Below are 24692 nucleotides of genomic sequence, written 5' to 3'. Positions count from 1 at the left end.
CCGTTGCAATAGACAAATACGCATGGCCGATCTGCATAATTGCAACGCATGGACTGGGACAACCTGCGCTTCTTCCTGGAGCTCGCGCGAACGGGCACGCTGGTCGGCGCAGCGCGTCGGCTGGCGGTCGATCACACCACCGTCGCGCGGCGCATCCAGGCGCTGGAAAAGGAAATCGGCACGGCCCTCTTCGCGCGCGAATCGGACGGACATCGACTGACCGAAGCGGGCCGCCGGCTGCAACCGCAGGTCGAAGCCATGGAGAGCGCGTTTCGCGCCGTCGAGAGCACCGCGCCAGCGTCGAATGAAGGGCTGTCCGGGCTGGTGCGCATCGGCGCGACCGAAGGTTTCGGCACCGTGGTACTCGCGCCGCAACTGGCGCTGTTCGCGCAGCAGCACCCCAAGCTGGTGATCGACCTGCTCGCGATGCCGCGCCTCGTTCATCTCTCGCGGCGCGAAGCCGACATCGTGATCTCGCTCGAACGTCCGGCGCGCGGCGCGGTCGTGGTGACGAAGCTCACGGACTACGTGCTGCGGCTGTACGCGTCGAAACAATACCTGGCGAAGCGCGGTCCCATCCGCACGCGCGGGGACCTGCGCGGCCACACCTTCATCAGCTACGTGGACGACCTGCTGTTCAGCAAGGAGCTGCAGTACCTCGACGAACTGTACAAGCCCGACTCGTTCGCGCTGCGCAGCACGAGCATCCTCGCCCAACACCGCGCCACGGCGGCCGGCGCGGGCATCGCCGTGCTGCCGGCTTTCATCGCCGAAGGCGACAAGTCGCTGCGCCGCGTGTTACCGGACGAAGCGAACTTCATGCGGACCTTCTGGATGTCGGTGCCGGCGGAGACGCGGCATCTGGCGCGCATGAAGGCGGTGTGGGATTTCCTGCGCGAGACGGTCGAGGCGCAGCGCGCGTTGCTGCTGCCCTAGCGTCGGCCGGCGCGAGCTGGAACATTTGTCCATCGTTGTTGCGCGTCGTCAACCCTGCGTGGCACGGATGAACGTCCAATGGAACGCGAGCGCCGCTCGCGTCATTCCATCAGCACTTCATCGAAAGGGTCTTGCCATGCCGAAAATGAAAGCCGCCATCTTCGTGGAGAAGGGACGGATCGTCCTCGACGAGAAGCCGATCCCCGACGTCGGGCCGCTCGATGCCCTCGTCCGCATCACCACGACCACGATCTGCGGAACGGATGTCCACATCCTCAAGGGCGAGTACCCGGTGGCACGCGGGCTGACCATCGGCCACGAGCCGGTCGGCGTGATCGAGAAGCTGGGTTCGGCCGTCGAAGGCTACAAGGAGGGCCAGCGCGTGATCGCCGGTGCGATCACGCCCAGCGGCCACAGCTACGCCTGCCTGTGCGGCTGCGGCTCGCAGGACGGCGTGGGGACGAAGCACGGCTTCAAGGCCATGGGCGGCTGGAAGTTCGGCAACACCATCGACGGTTGCCAGGCGGAGTACGTGCTCGTCAAGGATGCCATGGCCAATCTGAGCCCGATCCCCGACAACCTCACGGACGAGCAGGTCCTGATGTGCCCCGACATCATGTCCACCGGCTTCTCCGGTGCGCAAAGCGGTCGCGTGCGGATCGGCGACACCGTCGCCGTCTTCGCGCTCGGCCCCATCGGCCTGTGCGCGGTCGCGGGCGCGAAACTCATGGGCGCCACGACCATCATCGGCGTCGACACCGTGCCCGCGCGACTCGAAGTGGCCCGCACGCTCGGCGCCGATCACGTGGTCGACTTCCGTCAGGGTGATCCGGTCGCGCAGATCATGGCGTTGACCGACGGGCGCGGCGTCGACGTGGCCATCGAGGCGCTCGGTACACAGGGCACCTTCGAATCGGCTCTGCGCGTGCTGCGCCCCGGCGGAACGCTCTCCAGCCTGGGCGTCTATTCGAGCGACCTGCGGATTCCGCTGGATGCCTTCGCGGCCGGCCTCGGCGACCTGAAGATCGTCAGCACGCTGTGCCCCGGCGGAAAGGAGCGGATGCGCCGGCTGATGGAAGTCTGCGGCTCCGGGCGGGTGGACCTGAAGCCGCTGGTGACGCATCGCTTCAAGCTCGACGACATCGAGGCCGCCTACGAGCTTTTCGCCAATCAGCGCGACGGCGTGCTGAAAGTGGCCATCACGCCTTGACTGCCGAAGCCCTCGCCGGCGGCCACGTCGGCGGATGGCTCCCCGGCGGCATCGAAGGCCGCGACCACATGGCCGGCGTGCGCGACAGCCGTGCACTGTGGCTCAGGCCGCACAGCGCACCGAAACCCGAGGCCGATGTCTCCAGGAACGGCGCCCGGTCGGGCATGCCGATCCGCAGGCCGCCTTCGACGCGCCCCAGTCCGCGCAGCCATTGCCCGGTCTGCGCGAGCGACACCCGCACATGCCAGCTTCCGCCCTCGCGCTGCTGCCGCCAGAGCGCGGCGGCGGCGCCCATCGCGATGAGGTAACCGGTTGCCTCGTCCAGGATCTGCATCGGCAGCGGCCTCGGCTTGCCCTCACCGGCCGCTTCGCCCTCCGCCTGGTTGAAGCCCATCGCCGTCTGCACGAGCGAATCGAAGCCGCGCCGCGATGCCCACGGGCCTTGCGCACCATAGGCGGTGAGCGAGACATAGACGATGCCGGGACGCGCACGCACAGCAGCGCCGGGCCCGAATCCCAACGCCGCGATGCCGCCGGGCCGGTAGCCCTGGATGAACACGTGCGCACCGTTGAGCAATCTGCCGAGTGCGTCGCGACCCGCTTCGCCTTGCAGATCGATGTGCGTGGAAAGCTTGCCGCGACTCGTGTCCGCGACGGCATCGATATTCGGAAGGTTCGGCGAATTGACCAGCATCACATCGGCGCCATAGGCGGCCAGCGCGCGACCGCCGACCGGGCCGGCGAGGATGCGCGTGAGGTCGAGCACACGCACGCCTGACAGCGGGCGCTCGTCCTGCGCGAGCACCGGCAGCGCGAGCGGCGGTGCATCACCGATGCGCTCGATGGTGAACAGTGGCTGGCCGGAGAGCGCCTTGCCCTGCGGCGTCGCATCCCATTCGTCGAACCGCCTCAGCGCAGTCGCGACGAGGCCCCTGGCAGCGGCTGCTTCCTCGAAGTCCTGCGCCTTCCATGTCCGCATGGCCGCTTCGGCATCCGCGCGTTGCGCCGTGGCCGGATCGAGCCTCAGCAGCCGCAGCGCGCCTTCGCGATGGTGCGCAAAGTTGGCATGAATCCGCACCCAGCCATCGGAAGCACGATAGAGCCCGGAGAACGCATCCCAGAGCTCGGGCACCCGTCCGTCGATGCTGAACCATGCGGTGCATTCGAGCGCCGCGTGCGGCATGTCCACCGCCACCTGCTGGCGCGGCACCCCGCGCGCATGGCCCAGTTCGCATGCGGCCAGCGCGGCGGCCGCGATGGTGCTCTGCGCCGCCGCGCCCACCGCGAACGACGACGGCAGCACCGGATCGGCACCGGTCAGCCGCACCTGCGCCAATGCCTCGTCGGGCAAGCCCGCCTGCCGCCAGATGCCTTTCAGGACTTCGCTCGCATCCATGCCGTACCTTTCGTTCCCAAAGAACAAAAGGCAGGGTTCGCTCGCACGACCCTGCCCTCTCTCTCTTGCGCGCTGCGTCGCGCGGCCGATCACTGGATCAGCTTCGGCCCGGTCTTCGACTGGATCTGATCGAAGCTCACGCCCGGCGCCAGCTCGACGACCTTCAGGCCGTTCGGCGTCACGTCGAGCACGCCGAGGTCCGTGATGATGCGGTCGACCACACCCACACCCGTCAGCGGCAGCGAGCAGTTGTCGAGGATCTTGAGGTCCTCGGTGCCGTCCTTCTTCTTGGCGACGTGCTCCATGAGCACGATCACGCGCTTGACGCCCGCGACGAGATCCATCGCGCCGCCCATGCCCTTGACCATCTTGCCGGGAATCATCCAGTTGGCGAGGTCGCCCTTGGCGCTCACCTGCATCGCGCCCAGGATCGAGAGGTTGATCTTGCCGCCGCGGATCATCGCGAAGCTGTCGTGGCTACCGAAGATCGCGCTGCCGGGCAAGGTGGTCACGGTCTGCTTGCCGGCATTGATCAGGTCGGCGTCGACCTGGTCTTCGGTCGGGAACGGGCCGATGCCGAGCATGCCGTTCTCGCTCTGCAGCCACACTTCCTTGTCACCGACGAAGTTCGCGACCAGCGTGGGAATGCCGATGCCGAGGTTGACGTAGAAGCCGTCTTCGAGTTCTTGCGCCGCGCGCGCGGCCATCTGGTCTTGGGTCCAGGGCATCTCAGGCTCCTTTGCTGTTCTTGATGGGCGCGGGCGAGCCGGCTGCGGCTGCTTGCGCGATGGCGGCCTGCGCCTCGACCTTGGCGGCGACGGCATCGACCGACGCGCTCACGGTACGCTTCTCGATGCGCTTCTCGGGCGTCGCGTTGAGCACGATGCGGTGCACGTAGATGCCCGGCAGATGGATGTCGTCCGGTGCAAGCTCGCCGACTTCGACGATCTTCTCGACTTCGACGATGCAGATCTTGCCGGCCATCGCGGCGGCGGGATTGAAGTTGCGCGCCGTCAGGCGGAAGCGCAGGTTGCCGGACTTGTCGGCCACGTCGGCCTTCACCAGCGCGACATCGGGAACCAGCGAGCGCTCCATGACGTAGGTTTCGCCGTCGAATTCGCGCAGTTCCTTGCCTTCGGCGACCTGGGTGCCGACGCCGGTCTTGGTGAAGAAGGCCGGGATGCCCGCGCCGCCAGCGCGCAGCTTCTCGGCCAGCGTGCCCTGCGGCGTGAATTCGAGCTCGAGCTCGCCCGCGAGGTACTGGCGTTCGAACTCCTTGTTCTCGCCAACGTAGCTTGCAACCATCTTCTTGATCTGGCGCGTCTCGAGCAGCTTGCCGAGGCCGAAGCCATCGACGCCCGCGTTGTTCGAGATGCAGGTGAGGTTCTTGACGCCGGAATCGTGCAGCGCATCGATCAGCGCCTCGGGGATGCCGCAGAGGCCGAAGCCTCCGACAGCGAGCGTCTGGCCGTCGGCCACGACGCCCTTGAGCGCCGCGTCGGCAGAGGGGTAGATCTTGTTCGCCATGGTTCCTCGTTCGGTGGTGGTGGTGATTGAATCCTGCTGAATCCGACTGAATTCGTGACCGAGACGATACTACGTACAGGCATACGTAGTATTCCGTAATGGAGACACCCGAAGGAAATTCACCGATGGTCGACTACCGGCTGGCTTTCGAGCTGGCGCCGGTGGGCATGGTGCTGTCTCGTCACCGCATCATCGTGGACTGCAACGCCCGCGTCTGCGAGATGTTCGGCGCCACGCGCGATGCGCTCGTCGGCCAATCCTTCCAGGTGCTGTACCCGAGCGTCGCCGAATTCGAGCGCATCGGCAAGCGCATGGAGCCGATCCTCAATGCAAGCGGACGTTACGCCGACAACCGCATGATGAAGCGGCTGGGCAATCTGCATGGCATGTTCGCGGGCGAGACCTTCTGGTGCCACGTGAGCGGCCAGGCGCTGAACCGCGAAGCGCCGCACGAGGCCGGCATCTGGACCTTCGAGGACCTGGGCTCGCGGCGCTCGGTCAAGTCCGAGCTCACGCCGCGCGAGCGCGAAGTGGCGGCGCAGGTGATGCAGGGGCGCACCTCGAAAGAGATCGGCAAGGCGCTGCAGATCAGTCATCGCACCGTCGAAATACACCGAGCGCGCCTGATGCGCAAGTACGCCGCCGCCACCACCGCCGAGCTGGTCCAGAAGCTGATTGCGGGATAGATTGGGGCACCGATGAACCGCTACCTCGACCCCGACAGGCCGCACCACCGCGAACACGGCTTCCAGAACAACTACGAGGAGTTCGAGCCGAAGAGCCTGTCCGAGTTGCTGCGCTGGCGCCGTCAGGCCCGACGCGACCGACTGCCACCGCCACCGCTCGCGCCGACGCCGCGCGTGACGCCCGAGCTCGAATGGCTGCACGCCAACGCCCGCGCCGGCACTGCGATGGTGCCCTCCTTCACCTGGATCGGCCATGCAACGGTGATGGCGCAGATGAGCGGACTCACGATGCTGACCGATCCGATGTTCTCGCTGCGCGCATCGCCGGTGCGCTTCGCGGGACCGAAGCGGCAAACGCCGCCGGGCGTCGAACTCGCGCAACTGCCGCGCGTGGATCTGGTGCTGGTGTCGCACAACCATTACGACCATCTCGATGCGCCGTCGGTGGATGCGCTCAACCGGCAGCCGGGCGGCCCGCCGCTGTTCGTGGTTCCGCTGGGCATCAAGCCCTGGCTGGAGGGTCGCCGCATCCGCCACGCCGTGGAACTGGACTGGTGGGACCGGCACACGGTGCCCGGGGCGCACGGCGACGTGGAAATCGCCCTCGTGCCCGCGCAGCACTGGTCGTCGCGCAGCCCCCGGGACGCCATGGCAACGCTCTGGGGCGGCTTCGCGGTGCTCGCGCCGGACTGCCATCTGCTCTACACGGGCGACACCGGCTATTCGCGCGACTTCGCCGACATCCGCCGGCACTTCGGCGACCGGCAGACGCCCGAGCAAGGCGGCGGATTCGACATCGCGCTGATCCCGATCGGCGCCTATGCGCCGCGCTGGTTCATGAAGAACCAGCACGTGGATATCGAGGAGGCACTGCGCATCCACGCCGACGTGGGCGCCAAGCGTTCGCTCGGAATTCACTGGGGCGTCTTCGAGCTGAGCGACGAGGCGATCGATGAACCGCCGCGAAAGCTGGCGGAAGTGCGCGACGCGCAAGGCGTGGCGGAAGACGTCTTCTTCGTCACCGCCGTCGGCGAAACGCGAAGACTCACCCGGCGCAACGGAACGTCAGGTTGAACCGGCAGGCGCCGGTCAGCGGGTGCTCGGCTTCCTTCAACGGCAACACGCCGTGATAGTGCAAGCGCGCCGGCCCGCCCCACACCACCACGTCGCCATGCTCGAGCGGCACGCGCTGCGACTTGTGCGATCGCGCGGCGCCCCCGAAAAGAAACACCGCCGGGATGCCGATCGACACCGAAACGATCGGCTGGCCGTAGTCGCGCTCGTTGCGGTCCTGGTGCAGCGAAAGGCGCGCGCCCGGCTCGTAGCGGTTGACGAGGCAGGCATCGGGTACGAAGCCTTCGAAGCCCGCATGCGATGCGGCCTCGGTCGCCAGGCGCGCGAACACATCCGGCATGCGCGGCCAGGCCTTGCCGCTTTGAGGATCGGTGGGGTCGTAACGGTAGCCGGTCGGGTCGCTCACCCAGCCGAGATCACCGCAGTTGGTCATCGCGACCGACATGCGAAAGCCCCCGGGCGTGACCATGTGGCGCAGCGGCGCCTGCTCGATCACCTGCCGGACCGCATCCAGCAGCGCCGATTCATCAGCCGTCGCGAATCGGCGCAGCACGACCGCACCGGGACCGAGCGGCAGCAGCACGGGGTCAAGTTGATCGTCGAAGAGATCCTGCGTCATCGCCCGCTGCTCACTCGGCATCGTGGAAGATGATGCCCGCGGTATGCCGCCGCCCCGAACGCACACGGCTCACTCCATGGCGCAAGTTCACGCGGTACGCACCCCGCGCGCCCTGCACCGGCCGGTGATGCACCGCGATCACGGCGGCGTCGCCCTGCCGCAGCGGCAGCACCATCGGACGCGACTGCATGCGCGGACGCTGCTCCGTCATCACGAACTCGCCGCCGGTGAAATCGCGACCGGGCTTGGAGAGCAGGATCACCACCTGCAACGGAAACACGTGCTCGCCGTAAAGGTCCTGATGCAGGCAGTTGTAGTCGTCACGCTCGTACTGCAGCAGCAGAGGCGTCGGCCGCAACTGGCCCGCCGCATGGCAGCGATCGATGAACTCGGCATGCCGCGCCGGATAGCGCACCTCGATGTCCATGATCTCGTTCCACCGGTTGGCGATCGGCACCAGATGCGGATAGAGCCGCTCGCGCAAGGCCGCGACCGGCTCCGGCAGCGGATAGGCGAAGTACTTGTATTCGCCGCGCCCGAACCCGTGGCACTCCATCACCACGCGGCTGCGAAAGGGCCTCTCGGCCGCGTAGAGCCCAGCCAGCGATTCGCACTCGCCGGGCGTCAGCAACGACGGCAGCATTGCGCAGCCCTGATCGTCGAGTTCGGCTTCGGCCTGCGCCCAGTCCGTCTGCGCCACCCGGTCCTTCCAAGCGGTCATGCGGGCTCGGCTTCCCGGCGCAGCAGCGCGCTCTTGCGCTCGACGCCCCAGCGGTAGCCCGAGAGGCTGCCGTCGCTGCGCACCACGCGATGGCAAGGGATCGCCACCGCAAGCGCATTCGCGCCGCAGGCCTGCGCCACCGCGCGCACCGACTTCGGCGAGCCGATGCGCTCCGCGATGTCGCTGTAGCTCGCGGTCTCGCCCGCCGGAATCTCGCGCAGCGCCTGCCACACGCGCTGCTGGAAAGCGGTGCCGCGCACGTCCAGCGGAAGATCGAGCCCCACGCGCGGCGCCTCCACAAATCCGACGACCTTCGCGACCAGTGCTTCGAATCCGGCATCGCCGCCAATCAGCCGCGCACGCGGAAACTGGTCCTGCAGGTCGCGCGCCAGCGCATCGGGATCGTCGCCCAGCGCAATCGCGCAGATGCCGCGTTCGCTCTGCGCCACGAGGATCGCACCCAGCGCGCACTGGCCGATGGCAAAACGGATCTCGGAGTCCGCGCCGCCGGAACGCCACGCGGTCGGCGTCATGCCGAGAATCTCGTTCGAGTCCTCGTAGAAGCGGCCGTTGGAGTTGTAGCCCGCGTCGTAGATCGCCTCGGTGACGGTGCCGCTGCGCGTCAGCTCGCGGCGAACGCGACTTGCACGATGCGCCGCCGCATACGCCTTCGGCGTCACGCCGGTCACCTCCTTGAAGAGCCGGTGCAGGTGCCACGGGCTGAGGCCGGCGCGCTCGGCCAGTTCGTCCAAGGTCGGCACCTGCGCGGCGCTCTCGATGTGGCGACACAACTCCGCCACGCGATCCGCCTGCAGGCTCGACCGCGCGGGCTCGTCGGGCCGGCAGCGCATGCACGGGCGGAAGCCCGCGCGTTCGGCATCCGCAGCCGTGGCGTGGAAGTCGATGTTCTCCGGCCGCGCCCGGCGCGACGCGCAGGACGGCCGGCAGTACACGCCCGTGGTGCGCACCGAATAGAAGAAGCTGCCGTCGGCCTTCGCATCGCGCGCGACCACCGCCGCCCAGCGGGGGTCGCTCACCGTGGCGAGGGCACGTGTTTCGTTGTCGCTCAGCATGTTCATCTCACGTCCTTCAGTGTCGTTGATCGGTGCATTCACTGTAGGAATCGGGGTCGCAAGGCGCACTCCGCCGCTTGCTGTCGAATTCGATCGTAGGACGATGCCGACACCGCAGCGCCATTTCCGCCATCGGCCTACGATGCCGGCGCCACGCCCTCGTTAACATTTGCGCCACATGATCGACCGTCGCTCACTCCTCACCGCCGGCGGCGCCTCCCTGGCGCTCGCTTCCCTCGGCATGTCCGCCGATGCTTTCGCCGCCGCCGGGCTCCAGCTGAGCCAGCCGCGGCCCTTCTCCTTCGACAGCCTGGTTGCGTACGCGAAGACGCTGGGCGCGCAACCGTACGCCGCCGACAAGTCGCTGCCGGCCAACATCCTGGAACAGATCGACTACGACGCGCACGGCAAGATCAAGTTCGACACCGACAATGCCCTGTTCCGCGACGGGCCGGGCCAGTTCCCGGTCACCTTCTTCCACCTCGGCCGCTACTTCCAGGTGCCGGTGCGCATGCACGTGCTGGAAAACGCGGGCGGCGACGCCTTCGCGCGCGAGATCGTCTACGACCCCGCGTACTTCACGATGCCGCCCGACAGCCCCGCGCGCCAGTTGCAGGGCGGCGCCGGCTTCGCGGGATTCCGCCTGCAGGAAAGCCGACTCGGCGACCAGAAGAAGCTGCCGTGGCAAACCAACGACTGGGCGGCCTTCCTCGGCGCTTCGTACTTCCGCGCCATCGGCGAGCTGTTCCAGTACGGCCTGTCGGCACGCGGGATCGCGCTCGATGCGGCCATGCCCGATCGCGCCGAGGAGTTCCCGACCTTCACGCAGTTCTACTTCGAGCCGCCGGGAAACGATTCGTCGAACTCGATGACGGTCTACGCCCTGCTCGAAGGGCCGAGCGTCACCGGTGCCTACAAGTTCGTGCTGCAACGGGGCAAGGCGGTGCTGATGGACATCGACGCGCGCCTCTTCCTGCGCCGCGACATCGGGCGCTTCGGACTGACGCCGCTGACCTCGATGTACTGGTATTCGGAAACCGTGAAACCCACCGGCATCGACTGGCGCCCCGAGGTGCACGATTCGGACGGCCCGGCGATGTGGAACGGTGCGGGCGAGCGCATCTGGCGTCCGCTCAACAACCCGGCGCAGACCCGCGCATCGGCCTTCAGCGACAACAACCCGCGCGGCTTCGGCCTGCTGCAGCGCGACCGCGCCTTCGACCACTACCAGGACGGCGTCTACTACGACAAGCGCCCCAGCCTCTGGGTCGAGCCGCTCGGCCAATGGGGCGAAGGCTCGGTCCAACTCATCGAGATCCCGACTGACGACGAGATCCACGACAACATCCTCGCCTGCTGGGTGCCCAAGACGCCCGCCAAGGCGGGCTCGACCTTCGAGCTCAAGTACCGGCTGCACTGGTCGGCCGAGGAACCGTTCCCGTCGCCGCTCGCGCGCTGCGTCGCCACGCGCATCGGCCGCGGTGGACAGCCCGGCACGCCGAGGCCGCAGGGGGTGCGCAAGTTCATGGTCGAATTCATCGGCAAGCCGCTGGAATCACTGCCCTTCGGCGTCAAGCCCGAACTGGTGCTGACCGCTTCGCGCGGCAAGTTCTCGTACATCTTTACCGAGGCGGTGCCGGATGGGGTGCCGGGACATTGGCGGGCGCAGTTTGACTTCACCGCCGAAGGGTCCGATCCGGTGGATATGCGGCTGTATATGAAGAACGGGGATCAGACGTTGACGGAGACTTGGCTTTATCAGTTTCAGCCGTTTTGAGGCACGCTGCTTCACAGCGTTTGATCGATCGCCACTTTCTACCTGAATCGTCGACGAAGCCGACGCAGCGCGGCTTGCCAAAGGTATTCGCGCTCCCCCCGAGCCAACTCGCCGCGGGCCTTTTCCCACGACTGGAGGGTGGCGATGTAGCGAAGAAACTGCGCCCACGACAAGATCATCCCACCGCATAGAAATATCGCCCAAGACAACCAGCCGGGCTCGAAAAGAAAGCCAAGGGCAAAGAGCGCGAAGCCCCCGATCGTCAAGGGCCACGCCCATTGGATGGGGTAGTCAAGGTGCTCGGGGATATTGGTCATCCTTTCGGAAGGTCTCTCTTCCATCGCTCCAGTACCGCGCCGCAATCACCACATCCAGAAGCGGCGAACTGACGCCAACGGTGACACCGCTTTGCTTCGAGTGCTGCTCGGTGTGCGTCTGCGGGATTTCGCGCGCTTGAACCGAACGTCCGTTCCGCACTTCGGCTTCTATTTTTGAACATTGATTGATGCTGCTGAGTTTGCTGGAGCAAAGAGAAATGCCGCACCCTTAGCTTCGACTGCCGTTCGAAGCTCGACTGCATCCGCTTGATCGCCCACAAAAGCCAGACTAAGTCCTGGAAGATCACCATCCACTCGACTTAGGGCGGCGAGGGTCGCCTTCGCGGTGAATCGGCTGTTTGGCCCCGACACGGCGATATGCAGTGGTTTGTCCGCTGCCTGAGAAATAGCTTTATGAATCTCTGCGACCTTTGGTGAATCCAAGCCAATATTTCCGATCATGGCCGAGGCCATTGCAAGACCGATACTCGGCGAGCCAGAGTGGACCCATATCAGATAGGTCGGTTGCGGCCCCTTGAAGAGCTTTGCGGCTACCGCACCGGCTTCATCAGCTGATCGTGGACTAGGAGCGCTGCAGGCGGTCAAGGCCAATGCAAGCAAGATAGCAACAACCTTTTTCATTCTTTTTGTCATGAAATTTTTTTATGATAAGTTGACTTTATTTGCAAACATCCGCCCCGGGAAGCTCTCGACAAAACCGTCCACCCAATCTTTTCTCAATCTTCCGATTGGGAATTTCAGCGTCCGGAAGAGCGCATGCAGGAAGATTGAAGTTGCCGCGACATAGTGAGTAAGGTATTTTTGATGTAAATCCACTTTTCTCCATGCATCGCGACATGATTACAAATTCATTGGCAGACGCCTTTCCGCCAGCTATAAAGGGATCGGGGTATCCGCACTCAAGCAGTGCTCTTTTTATCTCCTGTTCTGATGTTCCGGGTTTTTCCCAGCTTTCAAACTCGAATGGGGGTGGCTGAAACGGTTTGCCTGCACAACCCGTTTGAAGGGCGAGAGAAACAAAAAGGAAAAATACTGAAGCAAATTTCATCGTTACTTGTATTGAGGCAATCCAGCATTCCAGAAATTCGCGCATGCCCCGGGAGCGGTGCCATAGCAGTTGTGCGACGTAATGGGTTGCGCCGTTGCTGCTCTAATCATTTGCCACAGAACCGATGACTCTCCCCCTGGCAATGTTCCCCCAGTGGGTGGATTTCGCCCGATAAGAATCCCCACCGGATCAGCCATGTGATTTTGATACTGCACTATTCCGTCATACCCAGAGCCTTGCAGGTAGCCCAGCAGTGCCGATGCATTCGACACGTTGTACGCTGGCCCGAAGAAATTGATGCTGGTGTTGCTCAACACGCCTGCCACGCCTTGATTCGAGAGCACCTCCATCGCATTGCCGGTGGTTAGCGAACCCCGGCTGTGCCCATCAAAGTGCAATCCATCCTGGCCATACCGATTCATCAGATCCACAGTGGTCTGCGTGGCATTGGTGAGGTCGAAGGTGCCTTCGAGGAATGCCTGATACCCGGCAATCATCAGTTCGGAAACCATGTACTCAGCCTCGGGGAAGTGGATGAGGTATTGCGGCCCACCTTCCGCCGTGCTGTGCTGCGCGGCGTATTTGGCCGCTGCATCCAGATCGTTGAAGATGCCGTTGTTAGCAACATGTATCTTCCCGTCCGCCGCAGGTTGAAGTCGGAGCACCTCCTCATCACTAAGTCTCCGCGTCCCGGTGGGATTGCCATTCTCGTCTTTCAGTACCTCATATATCGGGTGGTCCTTCAAGAACTGCGTCCGATATGCTTCGTCGGTGAACTTCTTAGCCTCCGAGTAGACGATGGAGGTTGTCGCAGAGGTGATCTGCTGCTGCGAGGCCAGGTCTCCTGCATCGCCCGCTGCTCGTTCCACCGGTTCGCCAGCGCGCCGACGCTGCTGTTATCGCCGGTCCTGACGCTGTCGTCACCCGCAATGCCAGATATGCCAGCGCGTGTCACGCTCTCCTGATGCTCGTTGAGGCCAGAGAAGCCCGCCGACGATCCATTGGGCTTGCTGCCGTCCGTGCTGACGCTCACGCTCCAGAAGGGGCCTAGCTGCAGCACGGTCGCTCGTGTCTGCAGGCTTTACTGCGAAAAGGTGGATCTGACGGTGCGGAAATGCCTGCGAGATCAATGCACGGGCTGAAAAGTCAATATTGTTTGACTTTCTTTTCTGGGAGGCGATTGCATAGTTCGGACCCAGTTTCTTCCCCAGCGATGAACCTCCAACGAGCCACCTTCAAGCTTGCGAAAAACCGCCTCGCTCGCATCTGCCTCGCCAGGAGTTAACTCGGCGCCCCCATGTCGAGAAAACTCTCTTAGAACAAGGTTGCCGCTAGCGTCACAGCCAACATTGGGATGGCTGAATGATATACGCCTCCCTTCATAGGGAATCTTGTCACCGCCATATAGAGTGACTTCAAGATCGGATGGGGTTTTTCTTATCTCCACAAAGGCGTTCGCGTCGAATGCCTTTTGAAAATCGCGGGGGTTTTTTTCACCAAATGGAACAATGCGCCTGTCGTATTTTACTGAAGTGGAAAATTTCGACGTGGAATAATTAATCGAAGTATCATTGAACTGTCTAAAAAGAAGTCCGTTGTCCGCATATTTTCCGTCTATGGAAGCACAGTTTCCTTGAAAAAAAATTGGCACCCTCCAGAGAGGATCCCCTTCTTGGATGACAGCGCGTCCGCAACCTCCGAGTACGATCAACGAAGCGATCAATGTCGACCAGCGAGCAATCATTATTTCCTCAGCAAGAGATTTATCGAGTTCAAAAGCTCGGGAGGCAATAAAGAAGAAAATGCGAATGGTGTGGCCACCAACACGTTGATTTTATTCATCAATTCGCCAATCTTCTGCTCAGCTTCGGCGTTGAAAATGATTCGGTGAAGATTCTTGTTCATTGCTTTCTCCCTGGCTCGGACGCCTCCGATGTCTTGTCGCAACCTGTGCGTCTCGGCAGCACCTCCAGAAGCCTCGCGGAACTAGAGGTGCAGACTGAGTTCTCTATTGCTCCTTCCGGAGGTAGTTGGTGAGCAAGTAGAGGTTCGGCGTCTTCACGTGGAAGGCGAAGGTGCGGAAGTAGCCGTTCTGCACATAGTTACCAGCCGGCGTCAACACGACACCTGCGAGCCCCGTGTAGGGCAAGGAGGTGTCGAGCGTGCAGGCCTTCTCCGACGCAGTAGCCGCGTTGATAGCGGTCATCTCCAGATAGAACATGTTCTTGGCAGTGCCAGGCTCGACCTGCGTCGCGGCGCCGGTTAGCTTGCAAACGCCGAACTGGGAACCGGAACTCGCGCCGGAGAACACTCCGTTCGAATCAAACTCGAGCCACATGTCGTTGCGGGGAAGGTCGCTGACGGACCATTTGCCCTGAAGGCTCTTGGGCGTGATGGCCAACGCATTGGATTGGCTGTACTTCAGCGGCCCCCAGGCAGACGATGCCCCTCCATCCTTCGAATAGGTCCCATCCATCGACGTCTTGGATGTGAACGTGCCCGAGCCCGTCACAGGCGTCGCGCTAATGAAATACGAGCGGGTATCGGGATTGAAGGACCAGTTGTCGCCGCTGACCGTGATGGATCCCCATATCCAATCCACAAGGTCTTTCCGAGCGAAATATCCCTTCGGACTGATGAAGGTGTAGCCAGCCCGAGACTCGAAGATTCCATCCGTCCCGGAGCCCACATCGGCACTAGAGCCCGCCTGGGGTTCGGCCGGCGAAGGGGCCGGCTCGCTGCCTGCGACGGGCGCATATCGGTCAGGTGCCGTCGTCTCAGTCTCCGAGCCGGGATTCGACGCTTCGGGTGCCTTGGCCTCCGTTTGCGGTTGTGAATCGCCGTGGCCCGATGGAATGAGCCCGACAGGATAGCCTCCACCCCCTCCCCCGCCGCAGCCCTGCAATGCCACCAACGCCGCAGCAAGCGCCAGAACTCCGAAAGTTGATTTGCTCTTTGTCATATCTCTCCCTTAGGTTGATGAAAGTGCGTAAGGGCGCCCCCGTCATTCCTCAGAACATGTAGTTCAGGCTGAACCCGGCCGTGACGTTGGCGGTCTGGTAGCCCTCGGGCTTCTTGATGGGCGCACCGACGAAGAAGTCGTAGTTCAGCCCACCCCACGCACCGCGCAGTCCAATGACACCGCCCGTGAGCCGTCGCCCGGTGAGCTGATCGACGAAGAGCCCGCCGACCTCGCCGTGGTCGATACCCACGTAGAGCTCGGCGCCGCTCTGGCCCAGGGACCCGCCGATGTCGTTGCGCACGAGCCGGCCGCGATCGCCCAGGAGGGTGTTTTCGCCATCGAAGCCGCGCACGGTGAAGCGCCCGCCGATGGCGAACTGGTCCTGCGGGGTGAGCCAGGTGCGGTTCCATTGCGCGCGCCACAGGCCGCTGTAGCGCAGCCTCTGCCCACCGAGTTCGAACGGCACGTTCAGGCCCAGGTCGGCGGTGATGAGCTTCATGCGCGAGGTGCCTTCGTTGTCCGCCTCCTCGGGCGCACGGAGGGCCCCGAAGGCGCCGGTCCCGCGCCGGTAGCCCAGGTTGCCGTCCAACGTGGCCGCACCGATGAACTCGCGGTGACTGAGGCCCAGTTCCCAGCCCCCGACGATGCGGCGCTGCAGACCGAGCTCGCTGTCCTCGATGAAGTTGTGCGAGGAGCGCCGAAAGCCGCGCAGGCTCAAGCTGGTCTTGCGATGCTGGTCGCGGTAGAGCAGGCGCGAGAGCTTGGCCTCGGCATTGCTGCTCTCGCCGGAATACTCATAGTTCTCCCACAAACCGTAGACACGCTGGTGGTAGCTGCTTTGCGAAGCGGTCGCACTCAGCAGCCAGTTGCCATACGGCACCGAGTAGTGAACGACCTGTCCGTCGGTACCCTTGTCCGGGTTGTTGAAGGCGTGGTTGTCGATGCTGTGGTTGGCGCTGACGTAGAGGAGGTCGTTGAGGCCGAGCAGGTTGTCCAACGACACGGTCGCACCGGCCTGGTACTTGCCGGTGGCTTCGGTGCCGCTGTCGTCCAGGCTGACGGTGCCGCGCCAGCGCTTGGCCTGCATGTACTTGACCACGAGGTCGCTGTCGCCGGGTTGCGCGCCTTCACGCGTCGAGGGCTCGATCTGGATGTCGGCCTCGGCGGTGGGCACGCGCTTGAGGTTTTCCAGGCCCTGCTCGATGTCGCGGAGATTGAGGAGATCCCCTGCCCGCACAGGGATGGCGGTGCGCAGGCTGGTGGGCGTCGCCTCGTCCTCGAATCGGATGATGGCGACGCGACCGGGGATCAATCTGAGAGTCAGCGTACCGCCAGTGAGATCCTGGGACCCGGCGAGGACGCGGGTGGTCACGTAGCCGCGCGCGATCACGGCCTGCTGAATGCGCGAGAGGACGATGTTGACGCCGTCAGTGCCGAGGCATCGGCCAAGCGGCGAATCATCGCCCCCGGACCGGAGATCGCCTCGAGCGCCCATTGAAAGTCCCCCGAACGGTCGCCCTCGAGAACGATGCGGTCAATGCGAAAGCACGGCGTTTCGGATTCCGGCAGACGCCGGGTTTCGTCGGCGGCCGGTCTCTGCAGACGGGCGTCGACGCTTCGCTCCTGCTGCTCGCGCAGCGCGCGCTCGCGCTCCTGCTGGCGCTGTTCCTCGACGAAGGGATTCGGTGCGGACGAAAGCTGCGCCGTCACGAGTACGGGCGTCGTGAACAGGCTCGCGAGGAGAGCCGCCCTTGCGAGCCCTCGCGCTGCAGCAAGCTGTGGGCTCACAACAGCCGGCGGCTTGGGCGATGGCGGAAAAAGCCGCGCGCAGGCGCGCGGACTTGCTCTTGCAAGAGGACTGGAAACATGACTGCCGCTTTTCTTTTTCGGCAATCAGTCGTTGCGTCCTGAATGCCCTCCCTGTGAAGCACCCTGACCAGGGTGCGCAACTGCGCGGGATTCTAGCGATCCGCCTTCCATGCGGGTAGAAGGCGACGCCGCGGCATGTTCAAGAAATGTCTGGCTATCACAGGCCGGCCGGCGGCCGGTCAGAACCGGCGCCAGGCCGGCCCCGCTCACTTGCCCTTGATGGCGAGCAGCTCGATCTCGAAGTTGAGCGTCGCGTCCGGCGGGATCACCCCACCCGCACCCCGCTTGCCGTAGGCGATCCCCGGCGGGCAGGTCAGCTTGGCCTTGCCGCCGACCTTCATGAGTTGCACGCCTTCGGTCCAGCACGGGATCACGCCATTGAGGGGGAACTCCGCCGGCTCGCCGCGTTTGAAGGAACTGTCGAACTCCTTGCCGTCGGGGAAGGTACCGCGGTAGTGCACCCGCACCACGTCGGTGGCCGATGGCGAGGCACCCTTGCCGTCCACGAGCGACGCAAAGATGAGCCCGCTCGGCTTGGTCACGGGCGCCGATTGCGCGAAGGCGGTCGGCAGGATGAACATCGAAACGACGGCGGCACAGAGAATGGAACGCACAGGAACCCCTTTGATGATTGAGTGAACGGGTTCATTATTGCCCCGGCCGCGCCGACGGCCGCCTTGGCACCGCTCTTGCACGTCCACACCATGCGCTACCGGACCACGATCGATTCGCACGTCTTCGAGTTCGCCGACCTGAAGCAGGTCATGGCCTGCGCGAGCCCGGCCCGCTCGGGGGACTATCTCGCTCAGATCGCGGCCGACACGGCGCAGCAGCGGCTCGCAGCGCGGCACGTTCTCGCCGAGACGCCGCTCACGCAGTTCCTCAATGAAGCGCTGGTTCCGTACGAGGAAGACAACGTCACGCAGCTGATCATCGACAGCCATGACGCGCAGGCATTCGCGCCCGTGGCCCACCTGACGGTCGGCGACTTCCGCAACTGGCTGCTGTCGGAGCAGTCGAACACGCAGACGTTGACCGCGCTCGCCCCTGGCCTCACCCCGGAGATGGCAGCCGCAGTGTCCAAGCTGATGCGCAACCAGGACCTCGTGGCGGTCGCGCGCAAGTGCAGCGTCGTCACGCGCTTTCGCGACACCATCGGCCTACCCGGCCACCTCGCGGTGCGGCTGCAGCCCAACCACCCCACCGACGATCTGCGCGGCATCGCGGCATCGCTCCTCGACGGACTGCTGCTCGGCGCGGGCGACGCGGTGATCGGGATCAACCCCGCTTCCGACAGCATGCAGGTGATTGGCAACCTGCTGCGCATGCTCGACGAGGTGATCCAGCGCTTCCAGATCCCGACGCAGAGCTGCGTGCTCACGCACGTCACGAACACGCTGAAGCTGGCCGAAGGCGGTGCGCCGGTCGATCTGGTGTTCCAGTCCATCGGCGGCACGGAGAAGACCAACCGATCCTTCGGCGTCACGCCCGAGTTGCTCGATGAGACTTACGCAGCCGCGCTCGCCATGAAGCGCGGGACCGTCGGCGACAACGTCATGTATTTCGAAACCGGCCAGGGCAGCGCGCTCTCTGCGAACGCCCATTTCGGCGTCGACCAGCAGACCTGCGAGGCACGCGCCTATGGCCTCGCCCGGCGCTACAAGCCGCTGCTGATCAACACCGTGGTGGGCTTCATCGGGCCGGAGTACCTCTACGACGGCAAGCAGATCATCCGCGCCGGCCTCGAGGACCACTTCTGCGGCAAGCTGCTGGGCCTGCCGCTCGGTTGCGACATCTGCTACACCAACCACGCGGAAGCCGATCAGGACGACATGGACACGCTGCTGGTGCTGCTCGGCACCGCCGGTGTCAACTTCATCATGGGCGTGCCGGGCGCGGACGACGTGATGCTCAACTACCAGAGCACGTCGTTCCACGATGCACTGTTCCTGCGCGAGACGATGGGCCTCAGGCGCGCGCCCGAGTTCGAGGCCTGGCTGCAGCGCATGCGGATCACCGATGTCGCAGGGCGCATCGCCCCGCCCTCCTCCAACGCCATGATCGCGGACATGGACACGCTGAAGGCACTCGCAGGATGAACGATTCACCCGTCACCCGGAACCCGCTCGACCCCTGGCGTGCGGCAACGCCCGCCCGCATCGCGCTCGGCCGCGCCGGCGCGGGCGTGCCCACGAACGAGGTGCTGCGCTTCGGCTGGGCGCACGCGATGGCGCGCGATGCGATCCATGCGGCGCTCGACGCGCAGGCGCTCGCGGATTCGCTGAACGCACAGGGTTGGCAGACGGAACAGGTCCGCAGCCGCGCGGGCGACCGCGCGTGCTACCTGCGGCGGCCCGATCTCGGGCGACAGCTCGCACCCGAAGATTCAGCGCGGTTGCGCTCGCTGGCCGGCACGCCCAAAGACCTCTGCATCGTGATCGGCGATGGGCTGTCGTCGATGGCCATCGAACGGCATGCCGCACCGCTGCTGGCGGAACTGCAGCCGAAGCTGCCTCCGACCCTTTCGCTGACGCCGGTGGTGATCGCCACGCAGGCCCGTGTCGCACTGGCGGACGAGATCGCGGAGGATCTCGGCGCGCGCCTGTCGATCATCCTGATCGGCGAGCGCCCGGGCCTCAGTTCGCCGGACAGCCTGGGCGTCTACATCACGCACGCGCCACGGCGCGGACGGCACGATGCCGAACGCAACTGCATCTCCAACATCCGCCCCGAAGGGCTCGGCTATGCGGCGGCCGCGTTCAAGCTTGCATGGCTGATCCGCGAATCGCTGCGGCGCGGACTGACCGGCGTCGGGCTGAAGGACGAAAGCCATCTGGCGCTGGTCGACGAAGGCGTGTCCCTATGATCGATGGCGTTTGCGGATCATCAGGAGACTTCATGACCGATCGCTATCCCCTCGCCGAAATCAAGGACCTGCCCGACGACATCCGCGCCGCGGTGCTCGAAGTGCAGGGAAAGGCGGGCTTCGTGCCCAATGTGTTCCTCGCGCTCGCCCGCCGGCCGGCGGAATGGCGTGCGTTCTTCGCCTACCACGACGCGCTGATGCTGAAGGAGGAAGGCTCGCTCACCAAGGGCGACCGCGAGATGATCGTCACCGCCACCAGCGCCGCCAATCAGTGCCTCTATTGCGTGGTCGCCCACGGAGCGTTGCTGCGCATCTACGAGAAGAAGCCGCTGGTGGCCGACCAGGTGGCCGTCAACTGGCGCAAAGCCGACATCACGCCCAGGCAGCGCGCGATGCTCGAATTCGCGATGAAGGTCTGCGAGCGTTCGCACGAGATCGACGAAGGCGATTTCCCGCCGCTGCATGCCCATGGCTTCAGCGACGAGGACATCTGGGACATCGCGGCGATCACCGCGTTCTTCGGGCTCTCCAACCGCATGGCGAGCTTCAGCGGCATGCAGCCGAATCCGGAGTTCTACCTGCTCGGGCGATTGCCGCGCGACAAGAAGTAGCACCCGGTCGAGCAGGGCCTCGGAGATCAGCTGGCCGCTGCCGCCTCCGGACCGCGGCAGCCGGCCAGCACGTCGAGCGAACGAATGTAGGTCGGCGTGCGCACATCCATCAGACCCAGGACGGTGTGATAGAGGTTGTCGTGCGTGAGCGGCTTGTCGAGCCCGGATTCCATGCACGAACGCGAGAGCTTTTCGCGCTCGATCATGCCGTCGCCGAACCAGGCCAGCATCGGCACGCGCTTCTGCACGTCGGGCGCGAAGCCGTAGGGCAAGCCGTGCAGGAACAGGCCGTATTCACCGAGCGACTCTCCATGGTCGCTCACGTAGAGAAGCGACGGATCGAACTTCCGCGACTTTCCCTTGAGCCAGTCGATGGTCTTGCCGAGAAAGCGGTCGGTATAGGCGATCGAGTTGTCGTAGCCATTGATCAGCTCGGAATGGCTGCACTCGGCCAGCGCATTGGTCAGGCACTCGGGCATGAAGTGCTTCACGTCGGCGGACGAGCGCCTGTAGTAGGCCGGGCCGTGGCTTCCCATCTGGTGCATCACGAGCACGATGCCCTTGTTTCGGCGCGCGGCGGGCAGCGCGGCAATGCGCTGGTCCAGGCCGTTCAGCATCACGTCGTCGAGGCATTCGTCGCCGTCGCAGAGCAGGCTCCTGACGGCGGGGTCCACGCGATCGAAGGCCGACGCATGCGGAACGCGGTCGCACACGCCCTCGCACCCGCCGGCCTGGTTGTCGAGCCAGAACACCGCAAGACCCGAGGCCTGAAGCACGTCCATCAGGTTCTCGAAGTCGTCCTCGCTAGCTTCGAATGCGTCCTTGCCGAGCGGCGAGAACATGCACGGCACCGAGGCCAGCGTGTTGGTCCCGCAGGAACGCACCTCGCGGTAGCTCAGCACATGCCGCGCGGCGAGCTCCGGCGTGGTGTCGCGCGCATAGCCGTTGAGACCGAAGTGATCAGCGCGCGCGGTCTTGCCCACCACCAGCACGAGCAGCGGCGGCTTCGTCTGGTTCGCGTAACTCGCGCCAAGCGCCGTGCCGCCGGTGATCGGCAACAGCTTGCGGCTGTGGACGAACATCGGCTTGACCACCACGGCGGTCGTCGAATAGATGCTCGCGAGCGGATTCAGCATGTAGCGCAGATGGACGTTGTTCCGCATCAGCGGCGCAAGCTGCCGGTTCATCGCGAAGGCGCCTGCGAAAGCGACAGCCGCCGCGATCAGCAGCAGCGCGAGGTTGCGCCCGATCTGAGGCAAGACCGGCGCCGGCACGATGCGCACGCGCCAGAGCGCCCAGGCCGGCAGCGCGGCGACCCACAGCACGTTGAGTGCCAGGCGCCAGCCCAGCAGGTCCCGGACTTCGCTCGAGTCGGTCTGCAGAACGTTGGCCAGCATCGTCGGGTCCATCACGACGCGATAGGTCAGCATGTAGTGCTGCGCCACCGCGGCGAGCACGACGACGCCGAACCAGACCGGCTTCATCCACCGCGTCCATGCGGTGAACGTGAGCACCGCGACCATGCCGCAGGTCAGCAGCAGCGACATCAGCGCGATCGAAGGCATGTAGACGCTGGGCGCACCGCCGATGCGCGCGAGTTCGTTCCACAGCGGCCAGTTCGCGGCCACCGCGAAATAGAGACTCAGTCCGACGATGACGCTGCGCGCCGAACGCGGACGCGCGAACCAGCCGTCCAGCGCGCGCCAGGGCGTGAGGGCCGGCACCTCATCTTCCGCAGAACCTGCCGGGGCGGGAACGGGAGGGAGAGGAGTGGAACGAGCACGCATGCCGGACATCCGACAAGACTAGAAATCGGGACTGAAAGCTCACTGAATGTGTTACTCAGGATTCATTCAGACTGCGCCGGCGCCGCGGCGCCGGCACCGATGGCGCTGGCACTAGACTCCCACTTTTATCACTGAAAGGAGGCCCGAGGTGCGCATATTGCTCGTCGAAGATGACACCGCCCTCGCGAGCGCGCTCCGCAGCTACCTCGAGGCCAAGGCCTTCGTGGTCGACGTCGCGCCGAGCCTCGCGCAAGCACGCGCCGCACTTGCCGCGGTGCAATATGCCGCGGTCCTGCTGGACCTGCATCTGGGCGACGGGGACGGCCTGTCGCTCCTGCCAAGCGTGCGCGCCCTGCGCGACCGGCCGATCGTGATCGTGCTCACCGCTCGCGACCAGGTGACCGACCGCATCCGCGGCCTGGACGCCGGCGCGGACGACTACCTCATCAAGCCCTACGACCCCGCGGAACTGCTCGCCCGGCTGCGGGCGGTCGAGCGCAGGCGCAGCACCAGCAGTTCGCCGGTGCTCCAGCTGGGCAAGCTCGAGATCGACCTGGCCCGCGACCTCGTGCGCAAGGACGGCATACCCGTCACGCTCACGCAGAAGGAATGGGCGCTGCTGCGGGTCATGGCGACGCGGCCCGACCGCATCCACACGCGCGACAACCTCGCCGACGCGCTCTACGGCTTCGGTGACGAGGCCGACAGCAACACGCTCGAGGTGTTCATCAGCCGCCTGCGCCGCAAGCTCGGCCGCAACCACATCCAGACCCTGCGCGGTCTCGGCTACCGGCTTTCGTTCAGCCCCGACGACGAGGACGAATGAACTTGCGCGTCCCGCGCCTGGCGACGGCCGGGTCGATCAAACGCGATTCGCTCGCCGGCCGGCTGACGCGCACGCTGATCGTCTGGGTCGGCGGCGTCTGGCTGCTGTGCGTGCTCGGCGTCGTCTGGTATGTGGACCGCGAGATCAACCACAACTTCGACAACGAGCTCGTCGAGGCCTCGCACCGCATGTTCGACATGGCGCTCGGCGAACTCGACACGCTGCAGGCCGCCCATCCGGATGCGCCCAGACCCCTGATCGCGCGGCCGCAGCTCTTCTCGTCGGACGCCGTCATCTACCAGGTGGTCGACTCGGGCGAGCGCGTCCTGCTGCGTTCCGCCGAGGCGGCCGGCACCTCATTCGACGTGCCGCTGGCCCCGGGGTTCGCGAATGCCGAGCCGTGGCGGATCTATACCGTGCATCACCCCTCGCGCAACCTCTACTTCCAGGTCGCCGATCCACTCGACGCGCGCCGCTCCGCCCTCAATCGAACCCTGCTGGGCCTGATCATTCCGCTGGTCGCTGTTCTGCCGCTGCTGGCGCTGGTGCTGCGCAACGTCGCGCGCAGCGAGCTTCGCGGGCTGCAGGTGCTGGCCGCCGAAATCGAGCAGCGCAGCGGCACCGACCTGCGCCCGATCCGCCTGCCGGGCCTGCCCAAGGAACTGCGCTCGGTGGGCGACCATGTCAACCAGTTGCTGGAGCGGCTGTCACAGTCGCTCGACGTCGAGCGCGCACTGGCCGCGAATGCGGCGCACGAGCTGCGCACCCCGCTCGCCGCGGCGCGGCTGCGGCTCCAGACCGCGCTCGAACACGACCTCAAACGCGAGGATGTGGTGGCTGCCCTCGAAGCGCTGCAGGTACTCGGTCACCGCGCGGAAAAGCTGCTGCAGCTGTCGCGGGCAGAGTCCGGCGCCTCGCTGTCGCGGGCACGCATCGACCTGGTGCAGCTCGCCGGCGCAGTCGCGCAGGAGTTCTGGCAGGACCCGAGCGCGAACGAGCGCCTCAAGCTCAAGGTGCCCGACAGCGAACCGCCGATCGCGCTCGGCGACGTCGATTCGCTCGCCATCGCATTGCGGAATCTGGTGGAGAACGCGCTGCGCTACGGCAAGGGCCGCGTCTCGATCGAGGTGATGTCGCCTTGCACGCTCTGCGTGCGCGATTTCGGGCCGGGCGTGAGCCCCGAGCAGTTGCGCACGCTGCAGCAGCGCCACGTGCGCCATGGCCCGGACCACGTGGGCTACGGCCTCGGCCTGTCGATCGTGAACACCATCGTCGACAAGCTCGGCGGACGGCTCGAGCTGGCTTCGCCGCCGCCGGGCGCATCGACCGGCTTCGAAGCGCGGATCGTGCTGCGGGCGGCTTGACG

General features: G+C 65.1%; 24 protein-coding genes and 1 pseudogene. 10 read left to right on the top strand and 15 right to left on the bottom strand.

Annotation, left to right across the window (positions count from 1 at the left end; genetic code table 11):
- Positions 1–48: 48 nt before the first annotated feature.
- Both ACQ858_RS07075 and ACQ858_RS07070 read left to right on the top strand, forming a co-directional pair.
- Positions 49–936 (top strand): LysR family transcriptional regulator, encoded by an 888-nt coding sequence (locus ACQ858_RS07075; RefSeq protein ID WP_431276033.1) that lies wholly within the window; start codon positions 49–51, stop codon positions 934–936.
- Between the two features lie 136 nt (positions 937–1072).
- Positions 1073–2146, top strand: a complete 1074-nt coding sequence (locus tag ACQ858_RS07070; protein WP_431276032.1) for an NAD(P)-dependent alcohol dehydrogenase — start codon at positions 1073–1075, stop codon at positions 2144–2146.
- Here the strand turns inward: ACQ858_RS07070 and ACQ858_RS07065 are convergent.
- The 3 genes from ACQ858_RS07065 to ACQ858_RS07055 form a co-directional block, all read right to left on the bottom strand.
- Entirely contained in the window at positions 2136–3542 is a 1407-nt protein-coding gene (locus tag ACQ858_RS07065) for a CoA transferase (RefSeq protein WP_431276031.1), read from the bottom strand. The genes ACQ858_RS07070 and ACQ858_RS07065 overlap by 11 nt on opposite strands.
- Positions 3543–3631: 89 nt before the next feature.
- Complete coding sequence (locus ACQ858_RS07060; protein ID WP_431276030.1) at positions 3632–4270, bottom strand: 3-oxoacid CoA-transferase subunit B; 639 nt, start codon at positions 4268–4270, stop codon at positions 3632–3634.
- Between the two features lies 1 nt (position 4271).
- Positions 4272–5069, bottom strand: coding sequence for a CoA transferase subunit A (locus ACQ858_RS07055; RefSeq protein ID WP_431276029.1), 798 nt, complete (start codon positions 5067–5069; stop codon positions 4272–4274).
- Positions 5070–5194: 125 nt separating this feature from the next.
- Between ACQ858_RS07055 and ACQ858_RS07050 the strand changes: the two genes are divergently transcribed.
- Positions 5195–5755 carry a LuxR C-terminal-related transcriptional regulator gene (locus ACQ858_RS07050; protein ID WP_431276028.1) on the top strand — a complete coding sequence of 187 codons (561 nt, stop codon included), beginning with the start codon at positions 5195–5197 and terminating at the stop codon, positions 5753–5755.
- Positions 5756–5767: 12 nt separating this feature from the next.
- On the top strand, positions 5768–6829 hold the full coding sequence (locus ACQ858_RS07045; RefSeq protein WP_431276027.1) for an MBL fold metallo-hydrolase: 1062 nt from the start codon (positions 5768–5770) through the stop codon (positions 6827–6829).
- Here ACQ858_RS07045 and alkB read toward each other — a convergent pair.
- From alkB to ada, 3 genes are read right to left on the bottom strand one after another with little or no spacing between them, the layout of a single operon-like run.
- Entirely contained in the window at positions 6801–7448 is a 648-nt protein-coding gene (alkB, locus tag ACQ858_RS07040) for a DNA oxidative demethylase AlkB (RefSeq protein WP_431276026.1), read from the bottom strand. The two genes, ACQ858_RS07045 and alkB, sit on opposite strands and share 29 nt — an antisense overlap.
- Before the next feature lie 10 nt (positions 7449–7458).
- Positions 7459–8169 (bottom strand): 2OG-Fe(II) oxygenase, encoded by a 711-nt coding sequence (locus tag ACQ858_RS07035; RefSeq protein ID WP_431276025.1) that lies wholly within the window; start codon positions 8167–8169, stop codon positions 7459–7461.
- On the bottom strand, positions 8166–9248 hold the full coding sequence (gene ada, locus ACQ858_RS07030; RefSeq protein ID WP_431276024.1) for a bifunctional DNA-binding transcriptional regulator/O6-methylguanine-DNA methyltransferase Ada: 1083 nt from the start codon (positions 9246–9248) through the stop codon (positions 8166–8168). The genes ACQ858_RS07035 and ada overlap by 4 nt, the downstream gene beginning before the upstream one ends.
- A gap of 172 nt (positions 9249–9420) precedes the next feature.
- On the opposite strand from ada, the gene ACQ858_RS07025 reads away from it, so the two are divergent.
- Complete coding sequence (locus ACQ858_RS07025; protein ID WP_431276023.1) at positions 9421–11019, top strand: glucan biosynthesis protein; 1599 nt, start codon at positions 9421–9423, stop codon at positions 11017–11019.
- A 485-nt stretch (positions 11020–11504) separates the two neighbouring features.
- Here the strand turns inward: ACQ858_RS07025 and ACQ858_RS07020 are convergent, their stop codons facing one another.
- The 8 genes and pseudogenes from ACQ858_RS07020 to ACQ858_RS06985 all read right to left on the bottom strand — a co-directional run bounded on the left by ACQ858_RS07020 (position 11505) and on the right by ACQ858_RS06985 (position 17850).
- Entirely contained in the window at positions 11505–11990 is a 486-nt protein-coding gene (locus ACQ858_RS07020) for a hypothetical protein (protein ID WP_431276022.1), read from the bottom strand.
- A gap of 25 nt (positions 11991–12015) precedes the next feature.
- Entirely contained in the window at positions 12016–12405 is a 390-nt protein-coding gene (locus ACQ858_RS07015; RefSeq protein ID WP_431276021.1) for a hypothetical protein, read from the bottom strand.
- Between the two features lie 2 nt (positions 12406–12407).
- Positions 12408–13274 carry a hypothetical protein gene (locus ACQ858_RS07010; RefSeq protein ID WP_431276020.1) on the bottom strand — a complete coding sequence of 289 codons (867 nt, stop codon included), beginning with the start codon at positions 13272–13274 and terminating at the stop codon, positions 12408–12410.
- Between the two features lie 257 nt (positions 13275–13531).
- Positions 13532–14149 (bottom strand): hypothetical protein, encoded by a 618-nt coding sequence (locus ACQ858_RS07005; protein WP_431276019.1) that lies wholly within the window; start codon positions 14147–14149, stop codon positions 13532–13534.
- Positions 14149–14310: a hypothetical protein gene (locus tag ACQ858_RS07000; RefSeq protein WP_431276018.1), complete on the bottom strand. Its 162-nt coding sequence runs from the start codon at positions 14308–14310 to the stop codon at positions 14149–14151. The genes ACQ858_RS07005 and ACQ858_RS07000 overlap by 1 nt, the downstream gene beginning before the upstream one ends.
- 103 nt (positions 14311–14413) lie before the next feature.
- Positions 14414–15367 (bottom strand): hypothetical protein, encoded by a 954-nt coding sequence (locus tag ACQ858_RS06995; protein ID WP_431276017.1) that lies wholly within the window; start codon positions 15365–15367, stop codon positions 14414–14416.
- Positions 15368–15416: 49 nt separating this feature from the next.
- Positions 15417–17098, bottom strand: a pseudogene (locus ACQ858_RS06990) (ShlB/FhaC/HecB family hemolysin secretion/activation protein).
- A gap of 344 nt (positions 17099–17442) precedes the next feature.
- Positions 17443–17850: an FKBP-type peptidyl-prolyl cis-trans isomerase gene (locus ACQ858_RS06985; protein WP_431276016.1), complete on the bottom strand. Its 408-nt coding sequence runs from the start codon at positions 17848–17850 to the stop codon at positions 17443–17445.
- A 90-nt stretch (positions 17851–17940) separates the two neighbouring features.
- Here ACQ858_RS06985 and ACQ858_RS06980 point away from each other — a divergent pair, with 90 nt between their 5' ends.
- From ACQ858_RS06980 to ACQ858_RS06970, 3 genes are read left to right on the top strand one after another with little or no spacing between them, the layout of a single operon-like run.
- Entirely contained in the window at positions 17941–19335 is a 1395-nt protein-coding gene (locus ACQ858_RS06980; RefSeq protein WP_431276015.1) for an ethanolamine ammonia-lyase subunit EutB, read from the top strand.
- On the top strand, positions 19332–20102 hold the full coding sequence (eutC, locus tag ACQ858_RS06975) for an ethanolamine ammonia-lyase subunit EutC (RefSeq protein WP_431276014.1): 771 nt from the start codon (positions 19332–19334) through the stop codon (positions 20100–20102). The genes ACQ858_RS06980 and eutC overlap by 4 nt, the downstream gene beginning before the upstream one ends.
- Before the next feature lie 32 nt (positions 20103–20134).
- Positions 20135–20713: a peroxidase-related enzyme gene (locus tag ACQ858_RS06970; protein WP_431276013.1), complete on the top strand. Its 579-nt coding sequence runs from the start codon at positions 20135–20137 to the stop codon at positions 20711–20713.
- Positions 20714–20739: 26 nt separating this feature from the next.
- Here the strand turns inward: ACQ858_RS06970 and ACQ858_RS06965 are convergent, their stop codons facing one another.
- On the bottom strand, positions 20740–22509 hold the full coding sequence (locus tag ACQ858_RS06965; RefSeq protein ID WP_431276012.1) for a phosphoethanolamine transferase: 1770 nt from the start codon (positions 22507–22509) through the stop codon (positions 20740–20742).
- A gap of 139 nt (positions 22510–22648) precedes the next feature.
- On the opposite strand from ACQ858_RS06965, the gene ACQ858_RS06960 reads away from it, so the two are divergent.
- Entirely contained in the window at positions 22649–23326 is a 678-nt protein-coding gene (locus ACQ858_RS06960) for a response regulator (RefSeq protein ID WP_431276011.1), read from the top strand.
- On the top strand, positions 23323–24690 hold the full coding sequence (locus ACQ858_RS06955) for an ATP-binding protein (protein ID WP_431276010.1): 1368 nt from the start codon (positions 23323–23325) through the stop codon (positions 24688–24690). The genes ACQ858_RS06960 and ACQ858_RS06955 overlap by 4 nt, the downstream gene beginning before the upstream one ends.
- Positions 24691–24692: the final 2 nt, after the last annotated feature.

It is taken from the genome of Variovorax ureilyticus (genome assembly GCF_050632185.1).
GTDB classification, from domain to species: Bacteria; Pseudomonadota; Gammaproteobacteria; order Burkholderiales; family Burkholderiaceae_C; genus Variovorax; species Variovorax ureilyticus_A.
The sequence above is the reverse complement of the archived record's forward strand: the minus strand, read 5'-3'. Positions and strand labels throughout refer to the sequence as shown.

Excerpts from the sequence above, each read along its gene's own strand:
- ACQ858_RS07060 (WP_431276030.1), bottom strand. The coding sequence starts at position 4,270 with ATGCCCTGGACCCAAGACCAGATGGCCGCGCGCGCGGCGCAAGAACTC.
- ACQ858_RS07045 (WP_431276027.1), top strand. The coding sequence starts at position 5,768 with ATGAACCGCTACCTCGACCCCGACAGGCCGCACCACCGCGAACACGGC.
- ACQ858_RS07070 (WP_431276032.1), top strand. The coding sequence starts at position 1,073 with ATGCCGAAAATGAAAGCCGCCATCTTCGTGGAGAAGGGACGGATCGTC.
- alkB (WP_431276026.1), bottom strand. The coding sequence starts at position 7,448 with ATGACGCAGGATCTCTTCGACGATCAACTTGACCCCGTGCTGCTGCCG.
- eutC (WP_431276014.1), top strand. The coding sequence starts at position 19,332 with ATGAACGATTCACCCGTCACCCGGAACCCGCTCGACCCCTGGCGTGCG.
- ACQ858_RS06995 (WP_431276017.1), bottom strand. The coding sequence starts at position 15,367 with ATGACAAAGAGCAAATCAACTTTCGGAGTTCTGGCGCTTGCTGCGGCG.
- ACQ858_RS06980 (WP_431276015.1), top strand. The coding sequence starts at position 17,941 with ATGCGCTACCGGACCACGATCGATTCGCACGTCTTCGAGTTCGCCGAC.
- ACQ858_RS07025 (WP_431276023.1), top strand. The coding sequence starts at position 9,421 with ATGATCGACCGTCGCTCACTCCTCACCGCCGGCGGCGCCTCCCTGGCG.
- ACQ858_RS07035 (WP_431276025.1), bottom strand. The coding sequence starts at position 8,169 with ATGACCGCTTGGAAGGACCGGGTGGCGCAGACGGACTGGGCGCAGGCC.
- ACQ858_RS06970 (WP_431276013.1), top strand. The coding sequence starts at position 20,135 with ATGACCGATCGCTATCCCCTCGCCGAAATCAAGGACCTGCCCGACGAC.
- ACQ858_RS06955 (WP_431276010.1), top strand. The coding sequence starts at position 23,323 with ATGAACTTGCGCGTCCCGCGCCTGGCGACGGCCGGGTCGATCAAACGC.
- ada (WP_431276024.1), bottom strand. The coding sequence starts at position 9,248 with ATGAACATGCTGAGCGACAACGAAACACGTGCCCTCGCCACGGTGAGC.
- ACQ858_RS07015 (WP_431276021.1), bottom strand. The coding sequence starts at position 12,405 with ATGAAATTTGCTTCAGTATTTTTCCTTTTTGTTTCTCTCGCCCTTCAA.
- ACQ858_RS07075 (WP_431276033.1), top strand. The coding sequence starts at position 49 with ATGGACTGGGACAACCTGCGCTTCTTCCTGGAGCTCGCGCGAACGGGC.
- ACQ858_RS07005 (WP_431276019.1), bottom strand. The coding sequence starts at position 14,149 with ATGATTGCTCGCTGGTCGACATTGATCGCTTCGTTGATCGTACTCGGA.
- ACQ858_RS07065 (WP_431276031.1), bottom strand. The coding sequence starts at position 3,542 with ATGGATGCGAGCGAAGTCCTGAAAGGCATCTGGCGGCAGGCGGGCTTG.
- ACQ858_RS06965 (WP_431276012.1), bottom strand. The coding sequence starts at position 22,509 with ATGTCCGGCATGCGTGCTCGTTCCACTCCTCTCCCTCCCGTTCCCGCC.
- ACQ858_RS07020 (WP_431276022.1), bottom strand. The coding sequence starts at position 11,990 with ATGACAAAAAGAATGAAAAAGGTTGTTGCTATCTTGCTTGCATTGGCC.
- ACQ858_RS07055 (WP_431276029.1), bottom strand. The coding sequence starts at position 5,069 with ATGGCGAACAAGATCTACCCCTCTGCCGACGCGGCGCTCAAGGGCGTC.
- ACQ858_RS07000 (WP_431276018.1), bottom strand. The coding sequence starts at position 14,310 with ATGAACAAGAATCTTCACCGAATCATTTTCAACGCCGAAGCTGAGCAG.
- ACQ858_RS07050 (WP_431276028.1), top strand. The coding sequence starts at position 5,195 with ATGGTCGACTACCGGCTGGCTTTCGAGCTGGCGCCGGTGGGCATGGTG.